Origin of the sequence: Streptomyces sp. 184, from assembly GCF_045781775.1 — a bacterium.
In the GTDB taxonomy this organism is placed as follows: domain Bacteria; phylum Actinomycetota; class Actinomycetes; order Streptomycetales; family Streptomycetaceae; genus Streptomyces.
In genome coordinates, this window is record NZ_CP123230.1 from 4,594,441 (window position 1) to 4,607,827 (window position 13,387).

Here is a 13,387-nt window from a genome sequence, read left to right on the forward strand (position 1 = left end):
TCATGCCGCGTCACGCTAGAGGTCCGATGACTGCATGACAAGACATCGCACAGCACCCCGCGTTGGCGGGGGTGGGGGGACGTGGGGGGCGAGGCAGGGCGGGGGCGGTTTTCAGCCCTGCTGGAACAGCTCCGCGGGCAGCGGCTTGAGCAGCGCGTACAGATCCTCGGAGATGGGACGGTCCCACGCGGCGATGGTGACCAGCACGCGGTCGCTGCGGTCGAACTGCACGCAGGAAACGCGGCTCTCGGAGAGTTTCAGCCGGCGCACGATCAGGAGGTTGTCCCCCTGCATCACGGGCGCGTCCTCGACGTCGGTGACGGTCACCGGCTCGTCGTGCTCCAGCGCCAGCAGCAGTTGCGCGACCTCGAAGGGCGGCTGGCCCTCCGGTACGTCGCGCGCGGGCGAGCCCTCCGGCAGGTTGCCGATGATCATCGCGGGCCCGCGGCCACCGAACAGGTCGTACCGCAGGAAGACCCCCTGGCAGCTCCCGTCGGGGCCGGGCAGCAGGCCGGCGCCGAGGTCGCCGGGCCAGTCGCCCGGGTCCATGGCCAGGACGTCGAAGTCCGGGCCCGCGGGCTTGGCGGCGCTGCTGCGGCGGCGGAGAAATGCCATGCACCAATCGTACGGGTCCCGCGGCACCGCCGACCCCCGGGGCGGCCTCCGCCATGCTGCCGATCCGGCATTGCCGGAAGCGGCGTACAACGGCTGCTACGCGAGTAGTGTCTCCCCGTCGACGACAGAGGAGGGGCCGGATGGCGGAATCCGGGGGCTTGCTGCGGGGACCGGAGGTGTGGGCGTACGTGCTGGACGGGCACGAACGGCTGCGCATCGCGCTGGCAGAGCTCACCGAGGGAAAAGAGCGCGGAGCGTCCAGACTGCCGGGCTGGACACGCGCACACGTGCTGTCGCACATCGAAGGCATCGGCCGGGCGCTCACACGCCAGGCGCGATACGCCCTGAAAGGCGAGCTGATCGAGGTGTACGACGGCGGCCGGCCGGCCCGCGACGCGGGCATCGAGGCCGGTGCGGTACGAAGCGCCGCCGAGTTGGCGGCGGCGGTCACGGCCGCCCTGGCGGAGGCGGAGGCCGTCTGGGGGTCGGTGGGCGACGCGGACTGGGACCGCCCGGTGCGCTACCGCGACGGCGACCTGCTGGGCGCGCTGCACTGCTGGTGGCGGGAGCTGGAGGTGCACACCGCGGACGCGGGTCTGGAGACCTGCTCGGCGGCCTGGCCGCGCGAGCTGTGCCTGCACCTCTTCGACTTCCTCGCGCCGCGCGCACCCGCCGGGCTCACGCTGGTCGAGTCGGACGGGCCCGTGCGGTACACGTTCGGCACAGCCGACGGCACCGAAGACCCCGCGGGCCGCCCGCCGGTGGTCAGGGGCAGGCTCACGGATCTCGCCGCGTGGCTGGCGGGCCGACGGCCCCACCAGCGGCTCGACGGCCTGCTGCCGGAGCTGGGTCCCTGGCCGTGACACGGGTCGTGAACCACTGGCGGGCCGGCCTCACGGCCGTACCGCCGCAGGTGTGGCGGGAGACGGACGCCGACGTACTCGTCCTGGCAGACAACAAGCTGACGCACGTCCCGGACGACATCGCCGCCCTCACCCGGCTGCACACCGTGGACCTCGGGCGCAACGCACTCGCCGCTGTGCCCGAGGCCCTCGGGTCGCTGCCCGCCCTGACCCGCTGCCTGTACCTGCACGACAACCGGCTGACCCGGCTCCCCGCCGCGCTCGGCCGGCTCACCGCCCTGGGCTACCTCAACGTCGGTGAAAACCCCCTGCAAGCCCTGCCCGAGGAACTGGGCGAGATGGCGGGCCTGCAAGAACTGCGCGCGCAGCACTGCGGGCTGGCCCGGCTGCCGGAATCCATCGGGCGGCTGTCCTCGCTGCGCGAACTGTGGCTGCGCGGCAACGCGCTCACGGCCCTGCCCGACTCGGCGGCGCAGCTCCACGAGCTGCGCGAGCTGGAGTTGCGCGAGAACGCGCTGCGGTCCGTGCCCGCCGCACTGGCCGGGCTCCCCCTGCTGCGCCGTCTCGATCTACGGGCCAACGCGCTCCGCGACGTCCCGCCCTGGCTGGCGGAGCTGCCCGCGCTCGAAAAGCTGGATCTGCGCTGGAACGACGTCGAAGGCACCGAAGCCCCGCTCGTCGCGCTGCGCGAGCGGGGCTGCGCCGTGCTGGCGTGACCCGGGCCGGACCACGACCGCGGCGTGACGGGTCAGGTCAGGTCGAACTCCCCGTCACGAGCGCCGAGGACGAAGGCACGCCACTCCCCCGGGGTGAAGATCAGCGCGGGTCCCTCCGGGTTGCGCCCGTCGCGCATGGCGATATAGCCCTCCACGAACGCGATCTCGACGTCTCCCACCCCCTGGCTGCTCGACTGCCACGTGGCGCCTGTCAGATCGAGCTGCGGTTTCCCGCTGCCCGCCGCCGGCTGCTGAGTGGTGCTGTTGGCCACGTCCTGCTCCTCCCAGTGAGCGTCGTCCGCAGCCAGGGTATCCACGTCGGCGGGCGAGGGAACAGGCCACGATAGTGGGACCGCGGACGTGGTAAAGAGCAGCGAAGCGCACCCGCTCAGGCGCCGACTTCCTCCGCGGTCGTGGCGAGGTCCGCGACCACCGCGCAGTGGTCCGACGCCCACACCCCGCCGACCGGCGTGACCCCCGCCCGCCGCACGTCCCGTACGTGCCCCTCCCCCACCGGACCGGGCGGCCCCACCAGGAGGTAGTCGATCCGCGCGTCCCACTCCAGGATCCGCGCGGCGTGCGGGTTGGACAGGTCCCACGTCGTCCCGTCCGTCCCGGGGCGGGCGTAGCGCCAGGCGTCGTAGAGCACCTGCCCGCGCACGGCGGGCGCGGTCTTCGTACCGGACAGCAGCCGCATCTCGTCGGAGTCGGGCTCGGCGTTGAAGTCGCCGGTGACGACGGGCGGGAAGTCCCCGTCGCCGGTGCGCTCGTGGACGAACCGGGCCAGCGCCGAGACCTGCGCGCAGCGGGTGGCGGAGGCGTACGGGTACGAGATCAGGTGCGTGGTGAAGAACGGCACCTCCACACCCCCGGGCGCGGTCACCCGCGCGTACAGCGCCTGCTGCCCGTCCGGTTCCTCCTCGCCCGGCGGCAGCACGATGCTCGCCCGCTCGGCGATCGGCCAGCGGCTGAGCACCGCGTTGCCGACGTCGACCGTGGGATCGTCGATGCGCCGCTGCCAGCGTGCGGGCTGGGGCGAGGGCGTCCAGGTCCAGTGCATGCCCAGCTCGTTGGCGAGCCACCCGGCGAGGTTTTCCTTCTCCCGGCCCCAGACCTCCTGGAGCCCGACGACGTCGGGCCGCACGTCGCGGAGGGTCCTGAGAATGGCCTTGCTCCGCTCCTGCCACGGCCCGAAGCGCCACCAGAGATTCCAGGTCATGACGCGGATCATGCGTTCGTATCCCAACCACGGGCCGCCAGCTTTCCGATCAGAGGCTATCCCTACGGGCCCGGAATGATGTGCGAGAGTCGGGCGGATGGAGCTGATCGGGCGGGGACGAGACGCGGACGTGTACGCCCTGACGGCCGGCCGGGTGCTGCGGCGATACCGGTCCGGGGGCCCGGCGGAAGCCGAGGCGCGGCTGATGGCGTACCTCGCCGGCACGGGCTTCCCCGTCCCGCACGTGTACGACGCGAACGACACCGACCAGGTGCTGGAACGCCTCGAAGGACCGACCATGCTCACCGCGCTGCGCCGCCGTCCGTGGCGCGTCGCCGCGTACGGGCGCGTACTCGCCCGGCTCCACGACAGGCTGCACGCCGTGCCCGCCCCGGAGTTCCTGCCGCCCTCCCCCGCGTCGGGCAGCGGCGATCGCGTACTCCACCTCGACCTGCACCCGGACAACGTCGTGCTCACCCCCCGCGGCCCGTACCTCATCGACTGGCGCAACGCCGCCGCGGGCGACCCGGCCTGCGACGTGGCGATGACGGTCTGCATCCTGCGCGGCGTCGAACTCAGCCCACCGGAAGCCCTCGGCACACGCATCCTGCTCCGCGCCCTGCTCCGCACCACCCACACCGACGCCACTCCCGGCTACACCCACGCCCTCCCCGCGCGACTGTCCGACCCCAACCTCACCCCGGAGGAGGCACGGCGGCTGCGCCGGGCGCTGGGCGGATGAGCAGGAGGGCCTGTTTCGGCCCGCACGGGCGGTCCCGGTGTCTGCCCAGCGCGTCCTCAAGGCGATCGAAGCTCCGGGCTGAGGGACGGGCGTAGGGTCTGCGCATGACGCGCACATTGCAGTGCACCGTGCTCGACTGCCCGCGGCCCCGGGAGCTGGCCGCGTTCTACCAGGCGTTGCTCGGCGGAGAGGTCGACCGCCCGGACCCTCGCTGGTCCCTGGATGACGACTGGTCCACCCTGCACCTGCCGGACGGCGCGGTCCTCGGCTTCCAGCGGGCGCCCGGCCTCAAGGCACCGCGGTGGCCCGACCCGGACCACCCGCAGCAGTTCCACCTCGACATCGCGGTGGACGACGTGAAGGCGGCCGAGCGCGACGCGCTGGCGCACGGGGCGAAGCTCCTGCGGTACGAGGAGGACTGGGGCGTCTACGAGGACCCGGCGGGCCATCCGTTCTGCCTCGTACCGGAGTGAGAACACGCCGGACGGGCGGCCCGGGGGCCACCCGTCTCGGTCTCGGACGTCGCCGAACTCGCCGGTCCTGACGGCTGAGTTCGCCCACCGCCTGCACCTCCTGTGTCATCGGTGAACAACAGAAGGTAGTCATGACAGATGGCGCCCTACCTCCGATAGGCCATTTGCCGCACTTGCAGGCGGCGTTGTCCGGTGGCCTTGACACCAGGAACGCCCTGGAAGAAAGTTTCACCGTTCGTGCGGCGCTCGGAAGATTCTTTCAGAAGGGGTCGGAATCATGTCGAACGCACCGTCTGACAGAGGATGGGGTCAGTTGGGCCGACGGCGCTTCGCCGCCGGTGTACTCGCTACTGGAGGTGCGCTCTTCGTGGTCCCCGGTTCCACCGGCCTCCCCGCCCACGCCGCAGAGGCCACCGCCGCCGGCGGTGGCGCACCCGTGCTGCGACGCGGCAGTGCCGCGCGGGCCGGGCTGCTGGAGCCGCATCTGCGGCAACTGGTCACCGACGCCGAGAAGTTCCTCGGGCCGTCGCCGAAGTACCCCTGGTACGCCGGTGCCGTCATTCTCGCCGGGCGGGGGCGGACGGTGGCGTTGGAGCGGGCGATCGGGAAGGCCGTGCGCTACGAGGCGTACGACGAGGCCACCGACACCGGTGTCGAGCTGCCGGTGGAGCAGCAGGTCGACATGTCGATGGACACCGTCTTCGACCTCGCCTCCGTCTCCAAGCTCTTCACCTCTCTTCTCGCCGTCCAGCAGATCGAGCGCGGTGCGCTCGATCTGCACGCCGCCGTGGCCTCCTACCTCCCCGAGTTCGGCGCCGCGGGCAAGCAGGACATCACCATCCTTCAACTACTGACGCACACCTCCGGGTTCACCTCCTGGATCCCGCTGTACGCCGAGCCGACGTGGGAGGCCAAGCTCGCCCGGCTGTGGCGGGAGGCACCGGTCAACCCGCCGGGCACCAAGTACCTCTACTCCGACCTCAATCTGATCAGCCTCCAGCTCGTACTGGAGAAGATCACCGGCAAGTCTCTGGACCGCCTCCTCGCCGACGACATCACCGAACCCCTCGGCCTTCGCCACACCCGCTACAACCCTCCCGCCGAATGGCTTCCCCGCGTCGCCGCCACCGAGGACGCGCGCAAGCCTTGGTCGGGGCTCGACCGCGGGATGGTGCGCGGTGAGGTGCACGACGAGAACGCGTACTCCTTCGGCGGGGTCGCCGGGCACGCCGGGTTGTTCTCCACCGCCTGGGACCTGGCCATTCTGTGCCGCACCCTGCTGAACGGCGGCGCGTACGGGCGGACGCGGATCCTGAAGCGGGAGTCGTTGGAGTTGATGTTCACCGACTTCAACACGGACTTCCCCGGTGACGAGCACGGGCTCGGCTTCGAGCTGTACCAGCACTGGTTCATGGGCGCCATGGCCACCCCGGGATCCGCCGGTCACACGGGCTTCACCGGCACCGCCATCGTCATCGACCCGACGACCGACACCTTCCTCGTCCTCCTGGGCAATTCCGTCCACCCGGTACGCAACTGGCGTACCGGCAGCGCTCCGCGCGTTGCGGCGGGAACGAACCTGGCGCGTGCGGTGGCGGTGCGGCCGGAAGACGGGCGTACGGCGTGGTTCGGCGGGACGGCGAATCAGAAGACGTCGACGCTGACGCTGCCCGAGGTCACGCTGCGCGGCGAGCGGGGGGCGCTGGAGTTCGCGCTGTGGTGGGACACCGAGCCGCAGTGGGACAAGGTGCATCTGGAGGCGTCGGCGGACGACGGCGGGACGTGGGAGCCGGTGCCGTTCACCAGCCGCCCGCGGCGCGGCGGGGGCGGGGGCGGGGACGTACGGGAGCACGCGGAGGGTACGGCGGACGGGTGGTCCGGCCGGGTGTGGCACCGGGCGGTCGCCCCTCTGGGCGCCTGGCGCGGGCGGCCGGTGCGGCTGCGGTGGCGGTATGTGACGGACCGGCAGTACGTGGGGCGCGGGGTGTACGTGGACGACGTACGGGTCAAGGACGGGCACCGGGTGCTGTTCGACGACGGGCGCCGCGGGGACGCGGAGCGGGTGGAACTGGACGGCTGGACGGTGTCGGCGGACTGAGCGCGGACGGTCGGGGGCCCGGCCGGGGGCGCGGGCGCCGCTTCGCGGCGGGGTCCGCGCCCGGGGCGTTACGGGACCGGTGTGCCCGGGGCGTACGGCACGGGCCTGCCCGGCTCGTACCGCGTCCGGCGCGCCCCGCGCCCCCGGCGCCCTACCGGCCCAGCGCCGCCATCGCCGCGTTGTGGCCCGGGATTCCGCTCACGCCCCCGCCGCGCACCGCGCCCGCCCCGCACAGCAGCACGTTCGCGTGCCGCGTCTCCACGCCCCACCGCCCCGTCTCCTCCGTCGCGTACGGAAACGACAGCTCGCGGTGGAAGATGTTGCCGCCGGGGAGCCGCAGGTCGTGCTCCAGGTCGAGCGGGGACTTCGCCTCGATGCAGGGGCGGCCCTCGGCGTCGGTGGCGAGGCAGTCTGTGAGCGGTTCCGCGAGGTGCGCGTCGAGCTGGGTGAGGGTGGCGCGTAGCAGGGCCTCCCGTGCGGCGTCGTTGTCGTCGGAGAACAGGCGGGCGGGGGCGTGCAGGCCGAAGAGGGTGAGGGTCTGGTAGCCGTCGCGGGCCAGGTCGTCGGCGAGGATCGACGGGTCGGTCAGCGAGTGGCAGTAGATCTCGGCCGGCGGCGCCTGCGGGAGCCCGCCGGCGGCGGCCTCGCGATAGGCGCTCTCCAGGTCGGCGTAGCCCTCGGCGACATGGAACGTACCCGCGAACGCCTGCCGGGGGTCGACGCGCTCGTCGCGCAGCCGCGGTAGCCGCCGCAGCAGCATGTTGACCTTGAGCTGCGCGCCCTCGGGGCCCGGGTGCGCCGGCTCCTCCCCCAGCAGCTCGGCGAGGGCGACGGGTGACGCGCCGACGAGCACGGTGCGCGCGGCGACGGTGCCTTCGCCGTCCGCCGTCCGGTACGTCACCTCCGCGCGCTCGCCGTCCGTGTGCAGGGCGACGGCCTCATGGCCGGTGACGATCACCGCACCCGCGGCGCGGGCGGCGTCGGCAAGGGCGTCGGTGAACGCACCCATGCCGCCGAGCGGTACGTCCCAGTCGCCGGTGCCGCCGCCGATGACGTGGTAAAGGAAGCAGCGGTTCTGGGCGAGGGACGGGTCGTGGGCGGAGGCGAACGTGCCGATGAGCCCGTCGGTGAGCACGACGCCGCGCACGAGGTCGTCGGCGAACGCCGCCTCGACGGCCACGCCGAGCGGCTCCTCGAACAGCTCCCGCCAGGCGTCGTCGTCGCCGATCCGGGCCCGCAGCTCGCCGCGGGTGGGCAGGGGCTCGGTGAGGGTGGGGAAGACGCGCTCGGCGACGTGCTGCGTCATGCCGTAGAACCGCCGCCAGGCGTCGAACTCCCGGTCGCCGCCGGTCAGGGCGGCGAAGGACTCGCGGGTGGCGGAGCCGGGGTCGGTCTCGACGAGGAGGCCGGTGGGGCGGCCGGCGCGGACGGCGGGGGTGTAGGAGGAGACGGCGCGCTTGCGGACGGCGAAGGTCAGCCCGAGGTCGTTCACGATGGCGCGGGGCAGCAGGCTGACGAGGTACGAGTAGCGGGACAGCCGGGCGTCGACACCGGGGAACGTGCGGGCGGAGACGGCGGCACCGCCGGTGTGGTCCAGACGCTCCAGCACGAGCACGGAGCGCCCGGCGCGGGCGAGGTAGGCGGCGGCGACGAGACCGTTGTGACCGCCGCCGACGACGACGGCGTCGTAGCTGCTGCGGAGGGGCATGGCTCTTCGTAACACGGAAGATCGCGGCGGGCCAGAGGACGCGACTCGGGCTCCGCCCGGGAATGTGGGGCGGGGCGGGTTCGTACCGGAGCCGTGCGGGCTGGGGGATACGGAGGGCCGGACTCCAGGGCGCCCGCGCGCGGCGTCGGGGGAGGAGGCAGGGGCGGCCGCCGCGGCAGAGCACCCCCGCCGGATTGCCGGCCCTCGGCTCAGCCCGAGGTGCGGCGGGAGGCCGCGAGGCGGTAGACCTCCGCCGCTTCCGCCGTACGGCCCAGTTGCTCCAGGCAGTGCGCCTCGTCGTGGCGGCTCGACAGGGTCTCCGAATGGGCGTCGCCCAGCGTGCGTTCGCGGGCGCGGGCCACCTCGCGGTGCACCGTCAGTGCCTCCGCCCAGCGGCTCAGCCAGCCCAGCGCGACGGCGATCTCGCGGCGGCCCGCGAGGGTGTCCGCGTGGTCCGGGCCGAGGACCCGTTCACGTACCGCCGTGACCTCGCGGGCCTCGGTCAGCGCCTCGTGCCAGCGGCCGAGGCGGCCGAGGGTGACGCACCTTATATGGCGGGCGCGCAGCGTCTCGGGGTGCCGGGTGCCGAGGGTCTGCGTGCGGTCGGCGATCAGCGCCTCGTAGTGCCCGAGGGCCTCCTCGTGCCGGCCGAGGCGCCCCAGGCAGATGCCCGCCTCGTAGCGGGCGGCCTGGGTGTCGGGGTGCTCGCGGCCGAGGGTGGCGGCGCGGGCGGTGGCGACCTCGCGGTACGTCGCGAGGGCCTGCTCCCAGTGGCCGAGGCTGCCGAGCGCGTGGCCGACCTCGTAGCGGGTGACGAGGGTGTCGGGGTGGTCGGCGCCGAGCACGCGGGTGCGGACGGCGGTGACCTCGCTGGCGACGCGGTAGGACTCCTCGAAGCGGCCGAGGCGGCTGAGCGTGTACGCGAGGTTGTGGCGGCAGCGCAGGGTGTCGGGGTGCTCGTAGCCCATGGTGCGTTCGCGGTCCGCGAGCACGCCGCTGTAGACCTCCAGCGCCTCGGCGTGCCGGTTGAGCTGGCCGAGGGCGTACGCGGTCTCCTGCCGGACGGCGAGGGTGTCGACGTGCTCGCGGCCGAGGCGCCGCTCCCTGCCCGCGGCGGCGGTGCGGAACTCCTCCAGGGCCTCCGTCATGCGGCCGAGGCGGGCGAGGCAGAGGCCGGTCTGGTGGCGGGAGGCGAGGGCGTCGGGGTGGTCGCCGCCGAGCGCGGCGCCGCGTTCCGCGGCGAGCGCGCGGTGGGCGGCGGCGGCCTCCTCCCACCGGCCGAGGCGGGCGAGGCTGACGGCGGCGTCGTGCCGCCCGGCGAAGGCGTCGAGCACGTGCTGCGGCGCGGCGGGCAGCGCGGGTGGCGGGGCTGCGCCGGGGAGCGCGGGGGCGTAGGGGTGCGGCGGGTGGGTGGAGTGGGGAGGGGTGTGTGCGGAAGGCGGCGCGTGCGAGAAGGGGTGGTGCCCGGTACGGGGCCCGCCGGGCGCGGCGCCGGCACCGGACGCGTGCGAACCGCCCGGGCCGTAGAGCGCGGCGGAGCCGTGGCCGGGGTCGGCACCTGGACCGGCACCGGCACCGGAGGCGGGTGTGCCACCGGGCCCGTGCACCCCGGCGGAGCCGGCCGCGCTCCCCGGGCCGTAGGGCCCGGCGGAGCCGCCGCCCTGCTCCGCCGTACCCGGTCTGTACTGCGGAGGAGGGCCGGGGCTCGGCCCGGCGGGGGTCAAGCCGTAGGGGGAGGCGGGGGTCGGGCCGGTGCCGCGTTCCGGCCACAGGACCGGTGCCGCCGTCGGGCCCGGGGGCGTGGCGTTCGTCGGGGGCCAGGTGCGTAGCAGCGCGTCCTCCGGGCGCGGGGGCGTCGGGGTGGCGCGGGCACCGCCGGTCGCGCGTACGGAGCGGGCGCCCGTCGTCATGCCCGCCGTCCACGACGGCAGCCCGGCCTCACCACTCCCCCGGCTGTCCCTGCTGTCCCTGCTGTCGCGGCTCTCTCCGCTTCCCCGGGCCTCCCAGTTCGCCCCGCTCTCGCGGCCGTTCCCGTTCTCGCCGAACCCGCCGCTCGACCCGCTCCCCCAGCCCTCCCCGCGCCCTCCCGACCCGTTCCCCCGCCCCGGCCCCGCCGCCTCCGCCGCCGCGCGGCTTCCGCGCAGCCGCACCGACAGGTCCGCCGCGTCCGTCGGGCGGTCCTCGGGGGCCTTCGCGAGCAGGTCCAGTACGACCCGTTCCAGCGGCTCCGGGATCTCCGGGCGGTGCGTGCGCAGCGGTTCCGGCGGGGTGTCGCGGTGGCCGACGAGGACGGCCCAGGCGTCGTCCATGTCGAACGGCGGGACGCCGGTGGCGAGTTCGTACAGGACACAGCCGAGCGAGTACAGGTCGCTGCGGTGGTCGATGCCCCCGCCGCCGGAGATCTGCTCCGGCGACATGTAGTGCGGGGTGCCCATGGCCATGCCGCCCGCGCCGGTGAGCCGGGAGGTGAAGCCGATGTCGTGGGCGAGGCGGGCGATGCCGAAGTCGAGGATCTTCACCGTGCCGTCGCCGAGCCGCATGATGTTGGCGGGCTTCAGGTCCCGGTGTACGACGCCCTGGTCATGGGTGTACGCGAGGGCCGCCGCCACCTGCTCGGCGATGTCGATGACCTCCCCGACGGGCAGCGGCCGGTGCCCGGCCGCCTCCAGCAACTGGCTGAGGTTGCGGCCCTGGAGCAGCTCCATGACGAGGTACAGCACGCCCTCGTCCTCGCCGAAGTCGTGCACGACGGTGACGCCGCGGTGCTGGAGCAGCGCCGCGACGCGCGCCTCGCGCCGGAAGCGCTCCTGTATCGCGGTCGAGACCGGGTGTCCCTGGCGGTGCGGGCCCGCGGGCTTGAGGCACTTGACGGCGACGCGGCGGCCCAGGGACTCGTCCCGGGCCTGCCAGACCTCGCCCATGCCGCCGCGGCCGAGGAGTTCGAGCAGCCGGTAGCGGCCCTGGATCAGTCTGGTCTCCGCCATCTCCCCCTGCCGCCCCCGCCGTCGCCGCCTTCGCCGTCACCCGTGATCGTTACCCGTGGCCTTATCCCCCGACTCGTCCAGTATGGCTGCCGTCCGTACGAGCGTGGAAGGTGAGGGCCGCGATGTGGGACCGAGGCGGTCCATGGCTTTCAGTATGTTTCGCGGCGGCAGCCGCCAGCGCAGCCGGTCGGGTACGGCGCGCAGCAGGGCGGCCGTCGCGCGCAGCCTGCGGTCGACGGCGGCGGGCGGGGGCGCGGGGTGGCCGTAGAGCCGGTGGGCGCTCTCCGGCAGGGTGGCGTACGCGAGCCCGGCGATCCGGCGCCAGAGCAGGGCGCGGGCGGGCAGGAGGAGCGGGGGGACGGGCGGGCGGCGCAGGAAGTCGCCGACGTCGGCGGACTCGGGGGTGGCGGCCAGCTCGGAGGCCACCCGTTCGAAGTAGGCGGCCAGCGCCGCGGTGTTGCCGGGCACCGCCTGCGGGTCGAGGCCGACGAGGCGGGCGGCGGTGCGCTGTTCGCGTAGGTAGGCGTCGGCGTACGCGTCGGGGATCGTGAGGCCGGAGCGGCGGGCGACGTGGAGGTAGGAGTCGATCTCGGCGCAGTGCACCCAGAGCAGCAGCGCGGGCTCGTCCACGCGGTAGCGGTCGCCGGTGGCGGGGTCGACGGCGCGCAGGCGGCGGTGGATGCCGCGGACGCGCGCGCCGGCGCGTTCGGCGGCGGGGGCGGGGGCGTAGGTGACGGTGCCGACGAAGGCGGCGGTGCGCATGAGCCGGCCCCAGGCGTCGGCGCGGAAGTCGGAGTTCTGCATGACGCCGCGGACGGCGCGCGGGTGCAGGGCCTGGAGGTAGAGGGCGCGGACTCCGGCTATCCACATCACCGGGTCGCTGTGCAACTGCCAGGTCACGGACGCGGGCCCGAACAGCCCCGGATCCGGCTCCCCTTCGGGGCCGGCGAGGACTGCGGGCTCTTCGAGCCTGTCGGGCACGGCCATGCGGACCCCTCCCCACGGCGCGCGGGCGCCCGCCGTACGCCGGGTCCATTGTCACCCGCCGGGCGTGCGCGCCGGCGTCCGGGTTGCGGTCCGGTTCGTACGAGCGGGGGGAGGGAGCTTCGGGGTCAGGCGTCGGCAGGGGGGCGTACGCGGATCTTGGACTGGCCGTGCGGCAGCTTCTCCCAGTCCGCCATGAACTCCGCCCGCAGGCCGTGCTTCTCCGCGAGCGCCACCAGGGTCTCGGTGCGGTAGTAGAAGTCCTCGCGCAGCACGTGGTGTTCCTCGGTCTCCGTACGGTCGAAGGTGAAGTCGAACCAGCCGTCGGGGCGCAGCACCCTGCCGACGTGCGCGAGGCATTCGTCGATGACGTGCGGCGGGGAGTGGGAGAAGACGCTGTGCGCGTGGACGACGCGGAAGTGCCGGTCCGGGAGGAAGGCGAAGGTCAGGTCCCGTACGGGCGTCAGGCGCGGCAGCTTGTCCTGGAGCTTCTGCCGCACGATGGTGTCCTGGGCGGCGAAGAGGATGTCCGGGGAGATGTCGAGGCCGTAGTAGCGACCGCGCTCCAGGTAGTCGATGAAGCGCCAGCCGGCCCGCAGGTTGCCGCAGCCGATCTCCAGCATGCGGTCCCCGGGCCGCAGCCCGTGCTCCACGAGGTAGTCGAACTGCATCTTGCCCAGTGCCAGCCACCGGTCGTGCGACTTGCTGCCCACGGCCGCCTCCGGGTCGGCGGCGGAGTCGGAGCGCATCACGGCCCGGTAGTACGCGACGTGGTCGCGGCGGTGGCGCAGCCGCAGCCAGGCGTCGCGGCCGGCGCGGGCGAGGTAGCGGGGGACCCGGTCCGGGTGGCGGGCGGCGTAGCGGACGCGGTGTGTCAGGGTCGTCCGGTTTGCTGTCAGGTTCTTCCTCGGCAAGGTGCACCCCAGGTGAATTCGGGTGGAACGGACCGGACGGTGGGCGCAGAGTCTAGGTGCCGAACAGGCAT

Annotated in this window: 12 protein-coding genes; 5 read left to right on the forward strand and 7 right to left on the reverse strand. The window is 73.9% G+C overall.

The features are described 5' to 3' along the window. Positions 1-111 precede the first annotated feature (111 nt). Positions 112-615, reverse strand: coding sequence for a hypothetical protein (locus tag QBL21_RS19250; protein ID WP_407563458.1), 504 nt, complete (start codon positions 613-615; stop codon positions 112-114). 140 nt (positions 616-755) lie between these two features. On the opposite strand from QBL21_RS19250, the gene QBL21_RS19255 reads away from it, so the two are divergent. Both QBL21_RS19255 and QBL21_RS19260 read left to right on the forward strand, forming a co-directional pair. Beyond that, entirely contained in the window at positions 756-1,478 is a 723-nt protein-coding gene (locus QBL21_RS19255) for a maleylpyruvate isomerase family mycothiol-dependent enzyme (RefSeq protein ID WP_407563459.1), read from the forward strand. 8 nt (positions 1,479-1,486) lie between these two features. Beyond that, a complete protein-coding gene (locus tag QBL21_RS19260) occupies positions 1,487-2,194 on the forward strand; it encodes a leucine-rich repeat domain-containing protein (RefSeq protein WP_407566474.1) in 708 nt (235 codons plus the stop codon). Between the two features lie 32 nt (positions 2,195-2,226). Here QBL21_RS19260 and QBL21_RS19265 read toward each other — a convergent pair whose 3' ends face one another. Together QBL21_RS19265 and QBL21_RS19270 are read right to left on the reverse strand one after the other, a co-directional pair. Then, positions 2,227-2,466: a DUF397 domain-containing protein gene (locus QBL21_RS19265; RefSeq protein WP_027757485.1), complete on the reverse strand. Its 240-nt coding sequence runs from the start codon at positions 2,464-2,466 to the stop codon at positions 2,227-2,229. Between the two features lie 116 nt (positions 2,467-2,582). Further along, positions 2,583-3,425: an endonuclease/exonuclease/phosphatase family protein gene (locus QBL21_RS19270; protein ID WP_407563460.1), complete on the reverse strand. Its 843-nt coding sequence runs from the start codon at positions 3,423-3,425 to the stop codon at positions 2,583-2,585. A gap of 85 nt (positions 3,426-3,510) precedes the next feature. Here QBL21_RS19270 and QBL21_RS19275 point away from each other — a divergent pair, with 85 nt between their 5' ends. From QBL21_RS19275 to QBL21_RS19285, 3 genes are all read left to right on the forward strand, one after another. Further along, a complete protein-coding gene (locus QBL21_RS19275) occupies positions 3,511-4,155 on the forward strand; it encodes a phosphotransferase (protein ID WP_407563461.1) in 645 nt (214 codons plus the stop codon). A gap of 104 nt (positions 4,156-4,259) precedes the next feature. After that, on the forward strand, positions 4,260-4,628 hold the full coding sequence (locus tag QBL21_RS19280; RefSeq protein WP_407563462.1) for a VOC family protein: 369 nt from the start codon (positions 4,260-4,262) through the stop codon (positions 4,626-4,628). A gap of 277 nt (positions 4,629-4,905) precedes the next feature. After that, complete coding sequence (locus tag QBL21_RS19285; RefSeq protein WP_407563463.1) at positions 4,906-6,726, forward strand: serine hydrolase; 1,821 nt, start codon at positions 4,906-4,908, stop codon at positions 6,724-6,726. A 151-nt stretch (positions 6,727-6,877) separates the two neighbouring features. On the opposite strand, the gene QBL21_RS19290 is transcribed toward QBL21_RS19285, so the two are convergent. From QBL21_RS19290 to QBL21_RS19305, 4 genes are all read right to left on the reverse strand, one after another. Then, positions 6,878-8,434: a phytoene desaturase family protein gene (locus tag QBL21_RS19290; RefSeq protein WP_407563464.1), complete on the reverse strand. Its 1,557-nt coding sequence runs from the start codon at positions 8,432-8,434 to the stop codon at positions 6,878-6,880. Positions 8,435-8,643: 209 nt separating this feature from the next. Next, complete coding sequence (locus tag QBL21_RS19295) at positions 8,644-11,418, reverse strand: protein kinase domain-containing protein (RefSeq protein ID WP_407563465.1); 2,775 nt, start codon at positions 11,416-11,418, stop codon at positions 8,644-8,646. A gap of 36 nt (positions 11,419-11,454) precedes the next feature. Continuing rightward, complete coding sequence (locus tag QBL21_RS19300) at positions 11,455-12,405, reverse strand: oxygenase MpaB family protein (protein WP_407563466.1); 951 nt, start codon at positions 12,403-12,405, stop codon at positions 11,455-11,457. A 125-nt stretch (positions 12,406-12,530) separates the two neighbouring features. Next, a complete protein-coding gene (locus tag QBL21_RS19305) occupies positions 12,531-13,316 on the reverse strand; it encodes a class I SAM-dependent methyltransferase (RefSeq protein ID WP_407563467.1) in 786 nt (261 codons plus the stop codon). Positions 13,317-13,387: the final 71 nt, after the last annotated feature.

Excerpts from the sequence above, each read along its gene's own strand:
- QBL21_RS19250 (WP_407563458.1), bottom strand. The coding sequence starts at position 615 with ATGGCATTTCTCCGCCGCCGCAGCAGCGCCGCCAAGCCCGCGGGCCCG.
- QBL21_RS19255 (WP_407563459.1), top strand. The coding sequence starts at position 756 with ATGGCGGAATCCGGGGGCTTGCTGCGGGGACCGGAGGTGTGGGCGTAC.
- QBL21_RS19270 (WP_407563460.1), bottom strand. The coding sequence starts at position 3,425 with ATGATCCGCGTCATGACCTGGAATCTCTGGTGGCGCTTCGGGCCGTGG.
- QBL21_RS19275 (WP_407563461.1), top strand. The coding sequence starts at position 3,511 with ATGGAGCTGATCGGGCGGGGACGAGACGCGGACGTGTACGCCCTGACG.
- QBL21_RS19280 (WP_407563462.1), top strand. The coding sequence starts at position 4,260 with ATGACGCGCACATTGCAGTGCACCGTGCTCGACTGCCCGCGGCCCCGG.
- QBL21_RS19285 (WP_407563463.1), top strand. The coding sequence starts at position 4,906 with ATGTCGAACGCACCGTCTGACAGAGGATGGGGTCAGTTGGGCCGACGG.
- QBL21_RS19290 (WP_407563464.1), bottom strand. The coding sequence starts at position 8,434 with ATGCCCCTCCGCAGCAGCTACGACGCCGTCGTCGTCGGCGGCGGTCAC.
- QBL21_RS19295 (WP_407563465.1), bottom strand. The coding sequence starts at position 11,418 with ATGGCGGAGACCAGACTGATCCAGGGCCGCTACCGGCTGCTCGAACTC.
- QBL21_RS19300 (WP_407563466.1), bottom strand. The coding sequence starts at position 12,405 with ATGGCCGTGCCCGACAGGCTCGAAGAGCCCGCAGTCCTCGCCGGCCCC.